Annotated in this window: 17 protein-coding genes; 6 read left to right on the top strand and 11 right to left on the bottom strand. The window is 71.1% G+C overall.

The genetic code is table 11. The annotated features are described in order from the left end of the window. The first annotated feature begins 36 nt into the window (after positions 1–36). Positions 37–459: an acyl-CoA thioesterase gene (locus ACGFT1_RS07050; RefSeq protein WP_373908005.1), complete on the top strand. Its 423-nt coding sequence runs from the start codon at positions 37–39 to the stop codon at positions 457–459. 80 nt (positions 460–539) lie between these two features. Here the strand turns inward: ACGFT1_RS07050 and ACGFT1_RS07045 are convergent, their stop codons facing one another. The 8 genes from ACGFT1_RS07045 to ACGFT1_RS07010 form a co-directional block, all read right to left on the bottom strand. After that, positions 540–1,955, bottom strand: coding sequence for a nucleobase:cation symporter-2 family protein (locus tag ACGFT1_RS07045; RefSeq protein WP_373908004.1), 1,416 nt, complete (start codon positions 1,953–1,955; stop codon positions 540–542). Between the two features lie 214 nt (positions 1,956–2,169). Next, positions 2,170–3,555 carry an 8-oxoguanine deaminase gene (locus ACGFT1_RS07040; RefSeq protein ID WP_373908003.1) on the bottom strand — a complete coding sequence of 462 codons (1,386 nt, stop codon included), beginning with the start codon at positions 3,553–3,555 and terminating at the stop codon, positions 2,170–2,172. Between the two features lie 69 nt (positions 3,556–3,624). Beyond that, positions 3,625–5,037, bottom strand: coding sequence for a nucleobase:cation symporter-2 family protein (locus ACGFT1_RS07035; RefSeq protein WP_373908002.1), 1,413 nt, complete (start codon positions 5,035–5,037; stop codon positions 3,625–3,627). A 64-nt stretch (positions 5,038–5,101) separates the two neighbouring features. After that, complete coding sequence (pucL, locus tag ACGFT1_RS07030; RefSeq protein ID WP_373908001.1) at positions 5,102–6,049, bottom strand: factor-independent urate hydroxylase; 948 nt, start codon at positions 6,047–6,049, stop codon at positions 5,102–5,104. A gap of 4 nt (positions 6,050–6,053) precedes the next feature. Next, a complete protein-coding gene (gene uraH / locus ACGFT1_RS07025; RefSeq protein WP_373908000.1) occupies positions 6,054–6,461 on the bottom strand; it encodes a hydroxyisourate hydrolase in 408 nt (135 codons plus the stop codon). A 4-nt stretch (positions 6,462–6,465) separates the two neighbouring features. Next, positions 6,466–6,978 carry a 2-oxo-4-hydroxy-4-carboxy-5-ureidoimidazoline decarboxylase gene (gene uraD, locus ACGFT1_RS07020; protein ID WP_373907999.1) on the bottom strand — a complete coding sequence of 171 codons (513 nt, stop codon included), beginning with the start codon at positions 6,976–6,978 and terminating at the stop codon, positions 6,466–6,468. Positions 6,979–7,129: 151 nt separating this feature from the next. Further along, entirely contained in the window at positions 7,130–7,441 is a 312-nt protein-coding gene (locus ACGFT1_RS07015; RefSeq protein WP_373908233.1) for a helix-turn-helix domain-containing protein, read from the bottom strand. Between the two features lie 47 nt (positions 7,442–7,488). After that, complete coding sequence (locus tag ACGFT1_RS07010; RefSeq protein ID WP_373907998.1) at positions 7,489–7,752, bottom strand: thiamine-binding protein; 264 nt, start codon at positions 7,750–7,752, stop codon at positions 7,489–7,491. A 158-nt stretch (positions 7,753–7,910) separates the two neighbouring features. Between ACGFT1_RS07010 and ACGFT1_RS07005 the strand changes: the two genes are divergently transcribed. From ACGFT1_RS07005 to ACGFT1_RS06990, 4 genes are all read left to right on the top strand, one after another. After that, a complete protein-coding gene (locus ACGFT1_RS07005; protein WP_373907997.1) occupies positions 7,911–8,783 on the top strand; it encodes a TIM barrel protein in 873 nt (290 codons plus the stop codon). A gap of 16 nt (positions 8,784–8,799) precedes the next feature. Further along, entirely contained in the window at positions 8,800–9,690 is an 891-nt protein-coding gene (locus ACGFT1_RS07000) for a 2-hydroxy-3-oxopropionate reductase (RefSeq protein WP_373907996.1), read from the top strand. Positions 9,691–9,878: 188 nt separating this feature from the next. Further along, a complete protein-coding gene (locus tag ACGFT1_RS06995; RefSeq protein WP_373907995.1) occupies positions 9,879–11,342 on the top strand; it encodes a catalase in 1,464 nt (487 codons plus the stop codon). A 409-nt stretch (positions 11,343–11,751) separates the two neighbouring features. Beyond that, positions 11,752–11,985, top strand: a complete 234-nt coding sequence (locus ACGFT1_RS06990; RefSeq protein WP_356816793.1) for a hypothetical protein — start codon at positions 11,752–11,754, stop codon at positions 11,983–11,985. A gap of 341 nt (positions 11,986–12,326) precedes the next feature. Here the strand turns inward: ACGFT1_RS06990 and gcl are convergent, their stop codons facing one another. The 3 genes from gcl to ACGFT1_RS06975 form a co-directional block, all read right to left on the bottom strand. Continuing rightward, positions 12,327–14,114: a glyoxylate carboligase gene (gene gcl / locus ACGFT1_RS06985; RefSeq protein WP_373907994.1), complete on the bottom strand. Its 1,788-nt coding sequence runs from the start codon at positions 14,112–14,114 to the stop codon at positions 12,327–12,329. Between the two features lie 341 nt (positions 14,115–14,455). Next, entirely contained in the window at positions 14,456–16,081 is a 1,626-nt protein-coding gene (locus tag ACGFT1_RS06980) for an AMP-binding protein (RefSeq protein WP_373907993.1), read from the bottom strand. Continuing rightward, complete coding sequence (locus ACGFT1_RS06975) at positions 16,078–17,751, bottom strand: AMP-binding protein (RefSeq protein ID WP_373907992.1); 1,674 nt, start codon at positions 17,749–17,751, stop codon at positions 16,078–16,080. The genes ACGFT1_RS06980 and ACGFT1_RS06975 overlap by 4 nt, the downstream gene beginning before the upstream one ends. 113 nt (positions 17,752–17,864) lie before the next feature. Here ACGFT1_RS06975 and ACGFT1_RS06970 point away from each other — a divergent pair, with 113 nt between their 5' ends. Beyond that, positions 17,865–18,695: a response regulator transcription factor gene (locus ACGFT1_RS06970; protein WP_373907991.1), complete on the top strand. Its 831-nt coding sequence runs from the start codon at positions 17,865–17,867 to the stop codon at positions 18,693–18,695. Positions 18,696–18,834 lie beyond the last annotated feature (139 nt).

Below are 18,834 nucleotides of genomic sequence, written 5' to 3'. Positions count from 1 at the left end.
GGTGTGTCCGGAGTGCGAACGCGAGAGGGGCGAGCAGTGTCCGAACCGTTTTCCGTGCGGGTGAGCGTCCGTGGTTACGAGACCGACGCCCAGGGCCACGTCAACCAGGCGGTGTACGTCAACTACGCGGAACACGCCCGCTGGTCCCTGCTGAGCGCGGCCGGGATCACCCAGGCCCGGCTGCTCGGTCACGGTGTCGGCCCGGTGGCGCTGGAGACGACCATCCGCTACCGCCGTGAGCTGCTCGCCGGTGACGAGATAGACGTCACCTGCGTGTTCGAGTGGGGCGGCGGCAAGACGTTCCGGATCCTCCAGGAGATCCGCAGGACGGACGGCACGGTGGCGGCCGAGGTCACCGCGGTCACCGGTCTGCTCGACCTGACGGCCAGAAAGCTGGTCGCCGATCCGGGCGGGGTGTTCAAGCATCTCGCGGCCGAACCGGCCCTGTTCGGGTTGTGACCGTCGACGGGTGACGGCCTGGCCGGGGGAGACGGGTCGGCCCCGTCTCCCCCGGCCCCGCGCGCGGATGGCCGTCCGGTTCAGCGGGCGGCGGCTATCTCCTCCCCCGCCTCCATCGGGTGGGTGACGTCCTGGGCCTCGTGGCCCTTGCCGAGGTGGTTGAAGAGGAGGTTGAGCACGACGGCGGAGACGCAGCCGGTGGAGATGCCCGAGTCGAGGACGATCCTCGCCGTCTCGGGGAACGCGTGGTAGAACTCCGGCGCGGTGATCGGGATGATGCCGACCGCGAGGGACACGGCGACGATCAGGACGTTGTTGTCCCGGTCCAGGCCGGCCCGGACCAGGGTCTGGATGCCGCTCGCGGCGACCGAGCCGAACAGGACGACGCCGGCGCCGCCGAGGACCGGCCGGGGTACGACCGCGATGAGCGAGGCGGCCATGGGACACAGGCCCATGAGGACCAGGAAGCCGCCGCCGGTGGCGACGACGTACCGGCTGCGGATGCGCGTCATCGCGACCAGGCCGATGTTCTGGGCGAACGCGCTGCACATGAAGCCGTTGAAGAACGGGCTGAGGGCGGAGCCGAGGGTGTCGGCGCGCAGGCCGGCCGCGATCGTCTTCTCGTCGGCGGGGCGTTCGACGATCTCGCCGAGGGCCAGCATGTCGGCGGTCGACTCGGTCATCGAGACCACCATCACCACGCACAGCGAGAGGACGGCGGCGAGCTGGAACTGGGGGGCGCCGAAGTGGAACGGGGTCGGGAAGCCGACCACGTCGGCATGGGCGACGGGGCCGAAGTCGGTCACGCCGAAGGGGATGGCGATCAGCGTGCCGGTGACCAGGCCGAGCAGGACGGCGATCTGCTTGACGAAACCGCGGGTGAAGCGGCGCAGCAGCAGGACGATGGCCAGGGTGATGCCGGCGAGGGTCAGGTAGGTCGTCGAACCGTAGTCGTGCGCCCGGGGATCGGGTCCCTGGGCCCAGCCGAAGGCGACCGGCAGCAGGGATACGCCGATCAGGGTGATCACGGATCCGGTGACGACGGGCGGGAAGAAGCGGACGGCTTTGCAAAAGACGGGAGCGGCCAGGAAGCCGAGGAGGCCGGCGACGATGACCGCGCCGAAGATGACCGGCAGGGCGTCCGTCTTGTCCTTGGTGGAGGCGACCACCGCCGTCATGGGGGCGACACCGGCGAAGGTGACACCGTTGACGAAGGGCAGCCGGGCGCCGATCTTTCCTATGCCCAGCGTCTGGAGGATGGTGGCGAGGCCCGCGGTGAACAGGCAGGCGCCGGTGAGGAAGGTCAGGTCGGTGGCGGACAGGCCGATGGCCGCGCCGACGATCAGGGGTGGGGCGACGACTCCGGCGTACATGGCGGCCACGTGCTGCAGGCCGCTGGTCGCCATTTTGAGGGCGGGGAGTTTCTCGTCAACAGGATGGGCGGCCACGGCTGCTCCTCCGGGCGGGTAACACGTCGTCACAGACGCGGGTTTCATGGAGGTGGTGCGTGTGGTCGTGCGGGACCGTGACGGGGGTGGGGCGTGAGCGGTGCGGCGGTGACCGCTCCGGGGCGCGCGCGTCCGCACGCACCCCGGAGGCGGCCGGCCGTGGATCCCGCTCGGATCCACGGCTCCGGCCGGAAGCCGTCCCCTCCGGCCGGAGGTGTATGGCGGACCGGCCGTACTACGGCCGGTCCGGGTGCCGCGGTGGTCAGCCCTGCGCGGCGATGCGGGCGAGGCGCCGGGCCTCGTCGCGGGTGGAGACGGCGATGGTGTCCTCGTCGGCGGTGAGCAGGCGGCCGTTCTCGACGATCTGCCGGCCGTTGACGAAGGAGGCGGTCACCGGGGCGGCGGCGCCGAGAACCAGCGCGGTCACCGGGTCGGCGATGGAGGCGTGGGCGAGGGTGTCCATCTTCCACAGCACCAGGTCGGCCAGCTTGCCGGGCTCCAGGGAGCCGATCTGCCCGGCCCGGCCGAGGACCCGGGCGCCGCCGTGGGTGCCGAGCCGCAGGGCCTGGCGGGCGTTCAGCGCGGCCTCGCGGTGGGCGCCGAGGCGGTTGATCAGCAGGGCGTTGCGCAGTTCGGTGTGGAGTTCGCCGGACTCGTTGGAGGCGGTGCCGTCGACGCCGAGGCCGACAGGGACGCCCGCCCGGAGCATGTCGGGGACGCGGGCGATGCCGGCGGCGAGGCGGGCGTTGGAGGAGGGGCAGTGGGCGACGCCGGTCCCCGTGCGGGCGAAGGCGGCGATGTCGGAGTCGCTCATGTGGACGCAGTGCGCCATCCACACGTCCTCGCCGAGCCAGCCGGTGGACTCGAAGTAGTCGGTGGGGCCCATGCCGAAAAGTTCGTGGCAGAACTTCTCCTCCTCCACCGTCTCGGAGCCGTGGGTGTGCAGGCGTACGCCGAGTCGGCGGGCCAGTTCGGCGCCCTCACGCATGAGTTCGGTGGAGACGGAGAACGGGGAGCAGGGGGCGACGGCCACCTGCGTCATGGCGTCGAAGGAGGCGTCGTGGTGCGTGCGGACGGTCTCCTCGGTCGCGGCGAGGGCGCCCTCCAGGGTCTCGACCGCGAAGTCCGGCGGCAGGCCGCCGTCCTTCTCGCTGCGGTCCATGGAGCCGCGGGCCAGCGTGAAGCGGACACCCAGTTCGGCGGCGGCCCGGATGATCGAGCCGGACAGGTCGCCGGAGCCGTGCGGGTGGACGTAGTGGTGGTCCATGGCGGTGGTGACACCGCCGCGGGCCATCATGGCGAGGGACCCCTGGGCCGCGGTGTACGTCATCTGCTCGTCGATGCGCGCCCAGGTGGGGTAGAGCGCGACCAGCCAGTCGAACAGGTTGTGGTCGGTGGCGAGGCCCCGGGTGATCCACTGGTAGAAGTGGTGGTGGGTGTTGACCAGGCCGGGGGTGGCCAGGTGGCCGGTGCCGTCGATGCGGCGCACCACGTTCTGCAGGCTTTCGGGGGCCCGCCCCGCGCCGACCGACTCGATCCGGTTGCCGGTGAGGACGAGGTGCCCGGAGGCGTACTCGGTGCCGCCCGCGTCCACGGTGGCGATGGCACAGTTCTCGATGACGGTGCGCTGGGCTGCCGGTGCTGCCATGGTGCTTCCTTGTCTTTCAGTGGCGGCCCGTGGCCGGGGAGGGGTCCACGGGGAGGGCACGGCAGGACCCTAGGAGGATTTGAGTACCGGGGCCGGCCCGCGGCTCCGGGTGCCGAGATGGTGGAAGAACAGGTTGAGCAGGACCGCGACGAGGGCGCCGGCGCTGATGCCGGAGCCGAGCACGGTCTGCGCCCAGGCCGGGAAACCGGCGTAGAAGGCGGGGGCGGCCAGCGGGATGATGCCGGCGCCGAGTGCCACGGCCACGAGGATGATATTGGAGCTGTCGTCCAGGCCCGCCTCGGACAGCGTACGGATGCCGCTGACGGCGATGGAGCCGAACAGCACGATGCCCGCGCCGCCGAGGACCGGCATGGGCACCAGGGAGACGACGGCGCCGAGGACCGGGAAGGCGCCGAGGACGAGCAGGGTGGCGCCGGCGACGGCGACGACGTAGCGGCTGCGTACCCGGGTGAGGGAGACGACGCCGACGTTCTGGGCGAAGGCGGAGGTGGGGAAGCCGCCGAAGACGGGGCCGAGCAGGGTGGCGAGGCCGTCGGTGCGCAGGCCGCGGGTGATGGTCCTGGCGCCGGCGCGGCGGTCGCAGATCTCGCCGAGGGCGAGCATGCCCGCGGAACTCTCGGTCATCAGCACCAGCATCACGATGCACAGGGAGAGGATGGCCGCGGGCTGGAACTCGGGGGCGCCGAAGGCGAACGGGGTGGGGAGGGCGGCGACGGGCGCGGACCGCAGGCCCGTGAAGTCGGCCATGCCGAAGGGGATCGCGGCGAGGGTGCCCACGAGCAGCCCGAGCAGCAGGGCGACCTGCCGGACGAATCCCCTGCCGAAGCGCTGGATCACCAGGATGACGGCGAGGGTGAATCCGGCCAGCGCGAGGTGGCGCATGGCGCCGAAGTCGGCGGCGGTCGCGTCACCGCCCTGCGCCCAGCTCACCGGGACGGGCATCAGGGTGACGCCGATCAAGGTGATGACGACGCCGGTGACCAGCGGCGGGAAGAAGCGCAGCAGCCGGCCGAAGAACGGGCCGAGGGCCAGGCAGAAGGCGCCGGCCACCATCACCGCGCCGTAGATGGCGGGGAGTTGGTGGCCATGGCCGTTGGCCTCGGCGATGGCGAGGATGGGGGCGATGCCGGCGGAGGACGCGGCGTTGACGAAGGGCAGCCGGTTGCCGACGAGCCCCTTGACCCCGATGGTCTGGAGGATGGTCGCGACGCCGGCGATGAGCAGGCCGGCGGCGATGAGCCGGGTGCGGGCCGCGATGTCGAGTCCGCAGGCCTGGCCGATGATGAGCGGAGGAGTGACAACGCCCGCGTACATCGCGGCGATGTGCTGGAGCGCGGCGGGGACGAGCCGCGCCGGACGGAGCTTCTCGTCCACCGGGTGCACGGACGTGACGGCGTCCTCGGTGTGCACCGGCGGGGTGGAACACGGGGCTGTGGCGGGCCCCTTCGCAGGCTGTGCCATTTCGTTCCCTCCGGTGTGGCGCGCCCCCGGCCCTGGTGGCGGGGCCGGGGGCGCGCGTCCCGCGTCAGAGGTTGGTCATGTCGACCGGGATCTTCGCCTCGCAGCCGTCCCGGAGGATGGTCGCCTCGATCAGGCCGTAGGGCCGGTCGGCGGCGAAGTAGACCTCGTTGTCGTTCTTGAGCCCGAACGGCTCCAGGTCGACGAGGAAGTGGTGCTTGTTCGGCAGCGAGAAACGCACTTCGTCGATCTCGCTGCGGTTGTTGATGATGCGCGAGCCCATCTGGTACAGCGTCTGCTGCAACGAGAGGGAGTAGGTCTCGGCGAAGGCCTGGAGCATGTGCTTCTTGACCTGCTCGTAGGACTTCTCCCAGTGGGGCGCCTTCTGCTCGTCGTCGGTCCAGTTGAACCGCCAGCGGCTGGAGACCTGGGTGGCCAGGATGCGGTCGTACGCCTCCTGGAGGGTGGTGTACTTGTCCTTGACGTAGCCCCAGAACTCGGAGTTGGTCGAGTTCATCACGACCAGGTCCTTGAGGCCGGAGATGACCTCCCACCGCTCACCGTCGTAGGTGATCTGGGTGACGCGGGTCTCCTGGTTCTTGCGGACGAAGGAGTGCTTGACCTCGTCGGCACCGATGAACCTGGAGTTGGCGTCGGAGGTCTCGATCCGCTCCCAGGCGTACTCCTCGATCCGGATCCGCGCGGTCCTGATCGGCTCCTGCGAGGTGACGAAGTGGCGGGCGAGGTGGATGCCGAACTGCTCGGCGGACTCGATGCCGTACTCCTTGGCGAACGCGAACACCGTGTTCTTGGTGGTGTCGGTCGGCAGGACGTTCGCGTTGGAGCCGGAGTAGTGGACCTCCTCCATGTCGCCGCTCAGCGCGACGGAGACGTTCAGGTCCTTGATGTGGTGGGTGGCGCCGTCCCGCGTGATCTTGACGACCCGGTTCTCGGCCTTGCCGTACTGGTTCTGTCCCAGGATGACAGGGCGGGCAGGGCGGGAATTGTCGGTCATGTAGCTAGCTCCCTCGGTAAACGGAGTAGCCGAACGGGTTGAGCAGCAGCGGTACGTGGTAGTGCTCCCCGGGTACGACGGCGAACGTGATCGCCACCTCCGGGAAGAACACGCCGGGTCCGCTGTCCCGGTTCGCGGGGGCGTCCTGCTGCGCATCGGCTTGCTTCTTCGCGGCTTGCTCTTCGAAGTACGGCTCCACGGCGAAGTCGAGCCGTACGTGGGTCGTCCCTTCCGGCAGCGCCGGCAGGTCCTTGCACCGGCCGTCGGCGTCGGTCGCGGAGCCGCCGAGCGCCTGCCAGTCGGCTGCCGCGCCACCGCGGGCGCGGAGCAGGACGGCGACGCCCTCGGCGGGGCGGCCGGCGGAGGTGTCCAGGATGTGTGTGGACACGGAGGCGGTGGTGCTGGTGCTCATGGTGTCAGGCGTCCTCTTCGACGAGTCGGGCCAGTCGGATGCGGTTGATCTTCCCCAGCTCGGTGCGGACGATCTCCCGTTCCTGCTCCGGCGCGTTGCCGATGCGCTCCTTTACCGCGTCGCGCATCTGCTCGGCGGTCCGGCCGGTGGCGCAGATGAGGAAGACGTGGCCGAACTTCTCCTGGTAGGCCAGATTGAGTTCGAGCATCTCCGCCTTGAGTACGGCGGAGGCCCCGGCCATGCCGCGCTGTTCGCGGGCGGAGGTCGGGTCGCCGGGCCGGGGCCGTCCGATCGGCGGGTGCCCGGCCATCGCCTCTTCCAGGTCCGCGGTGGTCAGCTCGGCCATGGCGGCGTCGCTGGCGGCGCAGAGGTCCTCGACGGTGGTGTAGGGACGGGCGGCGGTCAGGCGCCGGGCCCACTCGGTGGAGGCGCACGCCTCCTGGAGGGCGGCGAGGGCCGCCGGCTCCTCCAGGGCGTTGAACCGGGCCAGACCCGGGGGCGTGGAAGTCGACGTCACGGGAGCCTCCGTGGCCACGATGGGCCGTCGTGCTGAACGGGCTGCCGATAGCTAACGCCCTCGGAAACATCACGTCAACACTTTGTTGAAAATTCCGCGTAACAAGAGAGGACCGGGCCCGGGCGGTCCATCGGCCCCCGCCCCGGGCCCGTCAGGCGCCCTTCTCCCGGTTGAGGTAGTTGTAGACGGTGAAGCGGCTGACGCCGAGCGCGCCCGCCACCGTCTCCACGCCGTGCCGCACGGCGAACGCGCCGCGCGCCTCCAGGATCCGTACGACCTCCTGCTTCGCCTTGCGGTCCAGGTCGGCCAGCGGCCGGCCCTGCCTGCGCTCCATGGCGGCGAGGATGTGGTCGAGGGAGTCGGCGAGCTGGGGCAGGCGTACGGCGACGACGTCGGCGCCCTGCCAGGCGAGGACGACGTCCTCGGGGCCGGCCTCGTCGGGTGGGAGCATCTCCCCGCCCATGGCGTCGACCAGCGGTTTCACGGCCGCGATGAAGGGCTCGTCCCCGGTCACCTCCCCTCCTCCCCGATCCCGTCGTCGATCACGTTGACCTGGAGCGAGACCCGGGTCGCGCCGGCCTGGAGGGACTTGCGCAGCAGCGCGTCCACCGCGGCGAGCACCCGGTCGGCTCCCCCCTCGGCGGTATTGCCGAACGGGCCGACGTCGACGGCGTCCAGCCCGGCCGTCTCGATGACCTCCCGCGCCACCAGGGCATGCGCGGGCGCTTCGTCCAGGTCGAAGGGTTCGGTCGTGAACTCCACTCTCAATCGCACGGGCTCAACCTAACGCGCGGGGCGATTCCTGGGCAGTCCTGCCGGACTCCGCGCCCGGCCCCCCTTGACAAGCGGCGACACACAACGGCAATCTTCCATTACGCAGAAACGAACTTCCGTAATACGGAATAACGACCACGGAAGGGAGCGCGGCCCGAATGCCAGGTTCTGAGTGGAGCACGACCACAGACCAGCGCTTCGACGTCAACCTGTCGATCCTCTTCACGGAACTCCCGCTCCTGGAGCGCCCCGCGGCAGCCGCCGCGGCGGGCTTCGGCGCGGTCGAGCTGTGGTGGCCCTGGATCGACTCCCCCACCCCCGGGCGGTCCGACCTGGACGCCCTGAAGCAGGCGATCGAGGACGCGGGCGTCCGGCTCACGGGGCTGAACTTCTACGCCGGACAGCTGCCCGGCCCGGACCGCGGCGCCCTGTCGGTGCCCGGCGAGGAGTCGGAGCGGTTCCGCGCCAACATCGACGTGGCGGCGGACTTCGCGGCCGCCCTGGGCTGCAAGGCGCTCAACGCGCTGTACGGCAACCGCGTCGAGGGCGCCGACCCGGCCGAGCAGGACGCGCTCGCCCTGGAGAACCTGGTCCTGGCGGCCCGGGCCGCCCACCGTGTCGGCGCGGTCCTGCTGATCGAGGCCCTCAACAAGCCCGAGTCGCCGCTCTACCCGCTGGTGTCGGCACCGGCCGCGGTCGGCGTCGTCGACAGGGTGAACGCGGCGACGGGCCTCGGCAACGCCAAGTTCCTGATGGACCTGTACCACCTGTCCATGAACGGCGAGGACCTGCCGGCGGTCATCGACCGGTACGCGGCGAAGACCGGGCACGTGCAGATCGCCGACAACCCCGGCCGCGGCGCCCCCGGCACGGGTGCGCTCCCGCTGGCGGAGCTGCTGGAGCGGCTGGGCAAGGCCGGTTACGACGGCTGGGTCGGTCTGGAGTACAAGCCCGGCGACCGCCCGAGCGCCGAGGCCTTCGAGTGGCTGCCGCGCGCGGCGCGCCGAACCCCCGACCTTGCAGAGCAGTGAGAGAGGCACCCCGAAGATGAGCAACCTCCCCGAGATCGCGTGGATCGGCCTCGGCATCATGGGCTCCCCCATGGCCGAGAACCTGATCAAGGCGGGCTACCGGGTCACCGGCCACACCCTGGAGCAGGACAAGCTGGACCGCCTGGCCGCCGCCGGCGGCACGGCCGCCTCCTCGATCGCCGAGGCCGTGCGCGAGGCCGACGTGGTGATCACGATGGTTCCCGCGTCCCCGCAGGTCGAGGCCATCGCCTACGGCCCGGACGGCATCCTGGAGAACGCCCGCCGGGGCGCCCTGCTGATCGACATGTCGTCCATCACCCCGCAGACCTCCGTCGACCTGGCGAAGGCCGCCGAGGACAAGGGCCTGCGGGTGCTGGACGCCCCCGTCTCCGGCGGCGAGGCCGGCGCCGTGGAGGCCGTCCTGTCCATCATGGTCGGCGGCCGGCAGGCCGACTTCGACGAGGCCAAACCGGTCTTCGAGGCGCTCGGCAAGACCATCGTGCTGTGCGGCCCGCACGGCTCCGGCCAGACCGTGAAGGCCGCCAACCAGCTCATCGTCGCCGTGAACATCCAGGCGTGCGCCGAGGCCGTGGTCTTCCTGGAGAAGTCGGGCGTGGACCTGAAGGCCGCGCTGGACGTCCTCAACGGCGGCCTGGCGGGCTCCACCGTGCTGACACGCAAGAAGGACAACTTCCTCGCGCGTGACTTCGAGCCGGGCTTCCGCATCGACCTGCACCACAAGGACATGGGCATCGTCACCGACGCCGCCCGCACCGTCGGCGCGGCCCTGCCGGTGGGCGCCGTGGTCGCCCAGCTGGTCGCGTCACTGCGCGCCCAGGGCGACGGCGGCCTGGACCACTCGGCCCTGCTGCGCGCCGTGGAGCGCCTGTCCGGCGCCCAGGCCTGACCGGTCGCACAAGACTTCCGGGCCGCGGTGCCGCTGACACCTGTCCTGTCGCGCCCAGGCGGTGCCGCGGCCCGGAATCAACTTCAACAAACTGTTGACGCTCGAATGTCCCACTTCTAGGCTCCACCAAGCGGAAGAAGATTTCCGCTGCCACTCGCACGGAAGTGCCACCGCACGGAAGGTCCCCGATGTCCAAGCGCGTGCTGACGACAGAGTCCGGCGCCCCGGTCGCCGACAACCAGAACTCCGCCTCCGCCGGCGCAGGCGGCCCGCTCCTGATCCAGGACCAGCACCTGCTGGAGAAGCTCGCGCGCTTCAACCGCGAGCGCATCCCGGAGCGTGTGGTGCACGCCCGTGGTTCCGGCGCCTACGGCCACTTCGAGGTGACGGACGACGTCACCGGCTTCACCCGCGCCGACTTCCTCGACCGGATCGGCAAGCGCACCGAGGTGTTCGTGCGCTTCTCCACGGTCGCCGACTCCCTCGGCGGTGCGGACGCCGTCCGTGACCCGCGCGGTTTCGCCGTGAAGTTCTACACCGAGGAGGGGAATTACGACCTCGTCGGCAACAACACCCCGGTGTTCTTCATCAAGGACCCGATCAAGTTCCCGGACTTCATCCACTCGCAGAAGCGGGACCCGTTCACCGGCCGGCAGGAACCCGACAACGTCTGGGACTTCTGGGCCCACTCCCCCGAGGCCACGCACCAGGTGACCTGGCTGATGGGCGACCGCGGCATCCCGGCGTCGTACCGCCACATGGACGGCTTCGGCTCGCACACCTACCAGTGGACGAACTCCGCGGGCGAGGCCTTCTTCGTCAAGTACCACTTCAAGACGAACCAGGGCATCCGCTGCCTGTCCGCCGAGCAGGCCCGGGAGACCGCGGGCCAGGACCCCGACTCCCACCAGACGGACCTGCTCCAGGCCATCGAGCGGGGCGTGCACCCGTCCTGGACCCTCTACGTGCAGCTCATGCCGGCGGCCGAGGCGGCCGACTACCGCTTCAACCCGTTCGACCTGACCAAGGTCTGGCCGCACCGGGACCACCCGCTCCAGCGCGTGGGCCGCCTGGTCCTCGACCGCAACCCGGACAACGTCTTCGCCGAGGTCGAGCAGGCCGCGTTCTCCCCGAACAACTTCGTCCCCGGCATCGGTCCCTCCCCGGACAAGATGCTCCAGGGCCGCCTGTTCGCCTACGCCGACGCCCACCGCTACCGCCTCGGCGTCAACCACACCCTGCTCCCCGTGAACGCGCCGAAGGCGGTCCCGGGCGGCGCCCTGAACTACGGCCGCGACGGCCTCATGGCCGTCAACCAGCAGGACCGGCACGCCAAGAACTACGAGCCGAACTCCTACGACGGCCCGGTGGAGACCGGCCGCCCCCTGTCGGCCCCCCTCGCCGTGCACGGCCACTCGGGCACCCACGAGGCGCCCCAGCACACCAAGGACGACGACTTCTTCCAGGCGGGCGAGCTGTACCGCCTGATGTCGCAGGAGGAGAAGTCCCGCCTGATCGCGAACATCGCCGGCGGCCTCTCGCAGGTCTCCCGCGACGACGTGATCGAGAAGAACCTGGCACACTTCCACGCCGCCGACCCCGAGTACGGCAAGCGCGTGGAGGAGGCGGTCCGCGCCCTGCGCGAGGACTGATTCCGGCAATCACCGAGCGGCGTACGGGATCTGACTGGAGGTCATGGTCGCGTACGCGGCCCGCGCAGGACGCCGGACGGCCCCGATGAGGGGTGGCCGCCGGCGGAGAGCGCGGGCAGGGCGGGGACCGCGGTGGCGTGCGAGCCAGTGCGGTGGTGAAGGACCGGACCCCCTTCTCGACCAGAGGGAAGGGCGCCCGGCTCCGTCGCTCCCACCGCGGTCCCCCCAGCCCCGTCCCACGGGGCCCGCCCACCCCGTCCGGCGGCGCGAACGACCTGTCGCGCCCGGCCTCGCGCCGTCGGACGGTCACCACACGGTGCCCGCAGCGCCCCCTGGCCCCAGGGGGCGCTTTCGCGTGGTCCGGCCGGCCCGGGGTGCGCGGGCGCCGCTTCCGCAGCACGCTGAAGCCATGGGCAATCCGACGCAGTACCCGCACATCGTGGTCCACCCGCCCGCCCTGGACGGCTCCCGGCGCGTCACCGAGGGGGACGTCATCCTCGGGATCGCGTCCCATCTGGACGACGTCGTGGAGATCCTGCGGCTCACCGACCTGGACCGCGTCGAGGTGGAGGAGAGCGATCTCATCGAGTGGCAGGGCGGGGGGCCGGACGACTGGCCGGGGCTGTCGGAGCACGAGCCGTAGGACCACGAGCCGGAGCGGCGGCGCGTACGGCAGCGGCCGTACGCGGGCCGCGCAACCTCAAATCAACCTCTGAACACCGCCGCGGGGGCTTCAACTACGCCTGCAATCGGGCACATTATCGGCACACGGGGCCCGCCGACACGGGGGCGGCGGACCCCGCACGGGGGCGTCACGCAGGCCGTACGGACCGTACGCCGCCGACCCCCGGTGGGGCGGGACGCGGGCGACGGGGGGCCGCTTCCCGCCCGGCCGGGGCGGCGGGGGCCGGCGGCCGGTGTGCGGGCACGGGAAAGGGGCGGCCGTCCTGGTGGACGGGCCGCCCCTTGTCCGTGCCGGGCCTGTCAGACCTTCAGGGGCCTGATCGACGTCGGCGCGTGGCCCGGCTCGGTGGCCAGGTCCTCGAACTCGGAGATGTCGCTGATGTCCATCGTGCGGCTCATCGAGATGTTGGTGATCCGCTCCAGGACCGCCTCGACGACGACCGGCACCCGGTACTCGGCGGCCAGCTTCTTCGCCTGCTCGAAGGCGGCGCCCAGCTGGTCCGGCTCGGTGACGCGGATGGCCTTGCAGCCCAGGCCCTCGGCGACCTTGACGTGGTCGACGCCGTAGACGCCCAGCTCGGGCGCGTTGATGTTCTCGAATTCCAGGTTGACCTGGAAGTTGATGTCCAGGCCGAGCTGGGCCTGCCGGATCAGGCCGAGGTAGGCGTTGTTCACCAGGACGTGCACGTACGGGATCTTGTGCTGGGCGGCGACCGCCAGCTCCTCGATCATGAACTGGAAGTCGTAGTCGCCGGAGAGCGCGACGACCGGCGAGTCCGGGTCGGCCTTGGCGACGCCGATCGCGGCCGGGATGGTCCAGCCGAGCGGGCCGGCCTGGCCGCAGTTGATCCAGTGGCGCGGCTTGTAGACGTGGAGCATCTGCGCGCCGGCGATCTGGGAGAGGCCGATCGTGGTGACGTACCGGGTGTCCGGGCCGAAGGCCCTGTTCATCTCCTCGTACACGCGCTGCGGCTTCATCGGCACGTTGTCGAAGTGCGTACGGCGCAGCAGCGTCGCCCTGCGCTCCTGGATGGAGGCCACCCAGTCGGAGCGGTCCGGGAGCCGGCCCGCCGCCTTCAGTTCCTTCGCCACCTCGACGAACAGCCCGAGCGCGGCCTTGGCGTCGGAGACGACCCCGTAGTCCGGCGGGAAGATCCTGCCGATCTGCATGGGCTCGATGTCGACGTGGACGAACGTGCGGCCCTGCCGGTAGACGTCCAGCTTGTAGCCGGTGTGGCGGTTGGCCCAGCGGTTGCCGATACCGAGGACGAAGTCGGACTCCAGGAAGGTGGCGTTGCCGTACCGGTGGGAGGTCTGGACGCCGACCATGCCGGCGTTCAGCTCGTGGTCGTCGGGCAGCGCGCCCCAGCCCATCAGGGTGGGGATGACCGGGGTCCGGGTCAGCTCGGCGAACTCGGCCAGGAGGTCGGCGGCGTCGGCACCGATGACGCCGCCGCCGGCGACGATGACCGGGCGCTCGGAGTCGAGCAGGTAGGAGATCGCCTTCTCGATCTGGGCGCGGGTCGCGGCCGGCTTGTAGACGGGGAGCGGCTCGTACGTCTCCACGTCGAACTCGATCTCGGTGAGCTGCACGTCGATCGGCAGGTCGATCAGGACCGGGCCGGGCCGGCCCGAGCGCATCAGGTGGAAGGCCTGCTGGAAGACGCCGGGAACCTGCGCGGCCTCCAGGACGGTCACCGCCATCTTCGTGACCGGCTTGGCGATCGAGGCGATGTCGACGGCCTGGAAGTCCTCCTTGTGGATGACGTGCGTCGGCGCCTGGCCGGTGATGCACAGGATCGGGACGGAGTCGCCGATGGCCGAGTACAGACCGGTGATCATGTCGGTGCCGGCGGGACCCGACGTGCCGATGCAGACGCCGACGTTGCCCGGTCGGGTGCGGGTGTAGCCCTCGGCCATGTGCGAGGCGCCCTCGACGTGGCGGGCGAGGGTGTGGCTGATGCCACCACCCTCCTTGAGGGCCTTGTAGAACGGGTTGATCGCCGCGCCCGGCACACCGAAGGCGTCGGTGACGCCCTCGCGCTTGAGGATCTCAACTGCCGCGCGGGCAGCGGTCATACGGGCCATCGAGTACTCCTGCTTCGGCTGTCGGATGCGTACTCCCGTCGCGCCCCGCGGCGAGCACGGTCTCCAGTGGTCGACCTTCCGCAATATTTCGCATTACGGAAAAACACTTCTACTATCTGGAAGCAATGTAGGTGTGCCGGGCAGGGGCGTCAAGAGTGGTCCGGGAAGCGGCGAGCGCCGGCCGGGAGCGCGGAGAGAGGGGACGGGACAGGAGACCACCGGGCGCCGGTCACACCGGCGCGGCCACCGGCACGCCGAACGGGCCCCGGACGAGTACACCGCCTGCGGCGCGCTCGTCCGGGACCCGTGGGGCACTCGGCGGATGCTCGGCTCCCGCCGTCTCACACCCCGTACGTCTCCCGGAGCTCCACCTTGCGCACCTTGCCCGACACCGTCATGGGGAAGGCGTCGAGGATCCGCAGCCTGCTGGGGATCTTGTAGTGCGCGAGCCGGCCCGCGCAGAAGGAGCGGAGGTCCTCCAGGGTGAGCGGGTCCGCGGGATCGGCCGGGATGACACAGGCGAGGACCTCCTCGCCGTACCGCTCGTGCGGCACCCCGACGACCTGGACGTCCCGGATGGCGGGGTGGGCGTGGAGGAACTCCTCGATCTCGCGCGGGTAGATGTTCTCGCCACCCCGGATGATCATGTCCTTGATCCGGCCGACGATCTCCACGTATCCGTCCTCGCGCATCACCGCGAGGTCGCCGGTGTGCATCCAGCGGCCCGCGTCGATCGCCTCGGCCGTCCTCCCCGGCTCGTCCCAGTAGCCGAGCATCACGCTGTAGCCGCGCGTGCACAGTTCGCCCGCCGTCCCCCTGGGCCGGGTCACCCCGGTGGCCGGGTCGACCACCTTGACCTCCAGATGGGGCAGGACCCGGCCGACGGTGGCGGTGCGGTGCTCCAGGTCGTCCTCGATCCGCGTCTGCAACGACACCGGTGACGTCTCCGTCATGCCGTAGCAGATCGAGACCTGCTCCATGTGCATCTCAGTGACCACCCGCTTCATCACCTCCACCGGACAGGGGGAGCCGGCCATGATGCCGGTGCGCAGGGAGGTCAGGTCGTAGGCGGCGAAGTCCGGCAGGTTCAGCTCGGCGATGAACATGGTCGGGACGCCGTAGAGGGACGTGCAGCGCTCCCGCTGTACGGCGTCCAGGGTGGCCGCGGGGTCGAAGGCGGGGGCCGGGATGACGATGCAGGCGCCGTGCGAGGTGGCCGCGAGGTTGCCCATGACCATGCCGAAGCAGTGGTAGAACGGCACCGGGACGCAGATCCGGTCCTGCTCGGTGTAGGCGACCGACTCCCCTACGAAGTAACCGTTGTTGAGGATGTTGTGGTGGGAGAGGGTGGCTCCCTTCGGGAAGCCGGTCGTGCCCGAGGTGTACTGGATGTTGATCGGGTCGTCGCAGGACAACGCGGCTTCCCTGGACCGCAGTTCTTCCCGCAGCGCGTCCGACGGGTGCGCCCCGCGCGCGGTGAAGGCGTCCCAGCCCGGGTCGCCGATGTACACGGTCTCCCGCAGCCGCGGACACGCGTGCCGCACCTCCTCCACCATCGCCCGGTAGTCGCTCGTCCGGTGCCGCAGGGAGGCGAACAGCAGGGAGATCCCGGCCTGGTCGAGGACGAACCGCACCTCGTGCGTGCGGTAGGCCGGGTTGATGTTGACCATGACGGCGCCGACCCGGGCGGTGGCGTACTGCACCAGCACCCACTCGGCGCAGTTGACGGCCCAGATGCCCACCCGGTCACCCCGGGCCACCCCGCTCGCCAGCAGCGCGCATGCCAGTTCCTCGACGTCGGCGGCGAACCGCGCGTACGTCCAGCGCCGCCCGGACGGGACGTCGACCAGCGCCTCGCGGTCCGGCCACGCGGCCACGGCCCGGCCGAGGTCGGCACCGATGGTGTCGCCCAGCAGGGCCGTGGCGCCCGTCCCGTGGGCGTACGACAGCTGAGGGGTCACCGTCATCTGAAGTCCTCCTCGCGGTACTCGTTCCGTGAGCCCGCGGCCGTCGCCTCGCGCAGCTCGATGCGGCGGATCTTGCCGGAGACGGTCTTGGGCAGCGCGCCGAACTCCAGCCGCCGGATGCGCTTGTAGGGGGCGAGCACGCTGCGGGAGTGCTCGAAGAGGATCTTCGCGGTGCCGGGGCCCGGTTCCCAGCCCGCGGCCAGGACGACGTACGCCTTCGGCACGGCGAGGCGCAGCTCGTCCGGGGCGGGCACGACGGCCGCCTCGGCCACCGCCTCGTGCTCCAGCAGCGCGCTCTCCAGCTCGAAGGGGCTCACCTTGTAGTCGGAGGCCTTGAACACGTCGTCACTGCGCCCGATATAGGTGAGGTATCCCTCTTCGTCGCGGGAGGCGATGTCACCCGTGCGGTAGTAGCCGCCCGCCATGACCTCGGCCGTGCGGTCCGGGTCGCCGTGGTAGCCGGTCATCAGGCCGACCGGGCGCTCGGTGAGGTCGAGGGCGATCTCCCCCTCGGTGACGCCGGGCGCGCCGGACACCGGGTCGAGGAGTTCCACCCGGAAGCCGGGACCGGGACGGCCCATCGAGCCCGCCTTCAGCGGCTGGCCGGGGCTGTTGGAGACCTGCACCGCGGTCTCGGTCTGCCCGAAACCGTCCCGGACGGTCACGCCCCAGGCCCGGCGGATCTGCTCGATGACCTCGGGGTTGAGCGGCTCGCCGGCCGCCAGCGCCTCACGGGGCGGGGTGCGCAGCCGGCCCGGGTCGGCCTGGATGAGCATGCGCCACACGGTCGGCGGCGCGCAGAACGTGGTGACGCCGGCCCGGTCCATCTCGGCCATCAGCCGGGCCGCGTCGAAGCGGGCGTAGTTGACGACGAAGACGGTCGCCTCGGCGTTCCACGGGGCGAACAGGTTGGACCAGGCGTGCTTGGCCCAGCCCGGCGAGGAGATGTTCAGATGCACGTCACCGGGTTTCAGGCCGATCCAGTACATGGTGGCCAGGTGCCCGATCGGGTACGAGGTGTGGGTGTGCTCGACCAGTTTGGGGCGGGCGGTCGTCCCCGAGGTGAAGTAGAGCATCAGCGGGTCGTCGGCGAGGGTGGGGCCGTCGGGGAGGAACTCGGCGGAGCCCGGGTAGGCGTCCTCGTACGGCTCCCAGCCCTCCTCCGGCAGGCCGCCGACCGCGATCCGCGTGTAGGCGCCGGGCACGTCATCGAACTTGGCCGTGTCCTCCGCCCGGACGATCACGTGCTTCACGCGGCCCCGCTCCACCCGGTCGCGCAGGTCCGCGGGGCCGAGCAGCGGGGTGGCCGGGATGACGACCGCGCGCAGCTTCATCGCGGCCAGCGCGGTCTCCCACAGCTCCACCTGGTTGCCGAGCATGACGAGGACGCGGTCCTCGGCGGCGACCCCGCGCTCGCGCAGCCACCGGGCCACCCGGTTGGAGCGGTCGGCCAGCTCGGCGAAGGACAGCCGGGTCCCGGTGCCGTCCTCCTCCACGATGTGCAGCGCGGTCCGGTCGTTGCCGTCGGCGATCACGTCGAACCAGTCCAGCGCCCAGTTGAAGTGCTCGGGCCGCGGCCAGGCGAACCCGTCGTAGGCGGTGGCGTAGTCCTCGCGGTGCCGCAGCAGGAAGTCCCTCGCACCCCTGAAGGCGTCGGTCGCCGTCGTCATCTGTCCTCCCATGTCCCCGGCCATTGCCGGGCGGCTCTCCGGCATCGTCTAATCCGTGATGCAGGTCTCACTACCCCCGAACGGGGGTGAGGACTGCCGAAGGGGCGGACAAGGTGACGGTAGACCCGGTGAGCGAGGCGGTGATCGGTGGCGCGCTGGCACGGCTGCGGCGTGCGACGGGGCTTCCGGTCGCCTTCGGCGGGCTGGTGGAACCCGGCCGGCCGCGAATCCGCATCAGCGAGCTGAGCGGCACGACCACGGCCTCGCTGCACGCGCTCGCGGTCACCTCCGGCAGCGGGCTCGGCGGCAGGGCCGTGGCGCTGGCCCGGCCGTGCGCGGTGACGGACTACTCCAGCTCCCGTCGGATCAGCCACGAGTACGACGTGCCGGTGGCCGCCGAGGGCATCCGCTCGGTGCTCGCGGTACCGGTCGTGGTCCGGCGCCGGGTGCGCGGGGTGCTGTACGGGGCGCTGCGCTCGGCCGAGCCGCTCGGCGACCGCACGCTGGACGCGGCGGTGGCGGCGGCGCGGGACGTGGAGCAGGCGCTGGTGGTGCGGGACGAGACGCGGGGGCTGCTGGCCGCGGCCCGGCCGGAGCCGGACCGCGCCGGCCGGGGCGCGGGGTGGGAACAGGTGCGCGAGGCACATGCCGCGCTGCGGGCCCTGGTCCCCCGGGTCACCGACCCGGGTCTGCGGGCCGAACTCCTCACCGCGTGCGGGCTGCTGACCGCGCCGCCACGCACCGGCGGCGTGACCCTGGCGCCACGCGAGCTGGACGTGCTGTCCTGGGTGGCGGCGGGCGCCACCAACACGGCGGTGGCCGAACGACTGGGTCTGCGGCCGGAGACGGTCAAGGGTTATCTGCGCTCGGCGATGCGGAAGCTGGGCGCCCACACACGAGGAGAGGCGGTGACCGCGGCCCGCAGGGAGGGACTGCTGCCGTAGCGCGGAGACCGGTAGGAAACCTGCCATTCATGCGGCGGCGCTTTCAATTTCCCCCTGCGTGACCGTTTGTTATTTCCCTCACCACGGCTTCCGTCCGAATTTCCAGGATCGTTGCCTAGAATTTGGCCCGGACACGACA

Source organism: Streptomyces sp. Y20 (assembly GCF_043195475.1).
In the GTDB taxonomy this organism is placed as follows: Bacteria; Actinomycetota; Actinomycetes; order Streptomycetales; family Streptomycetaceae; genus Streptomyces.
The sequence above is the reverse complement of the archived record's forward strand: the minus strand, read 5'-3'. Positions and strand labels throughout refer to the sequence as shown.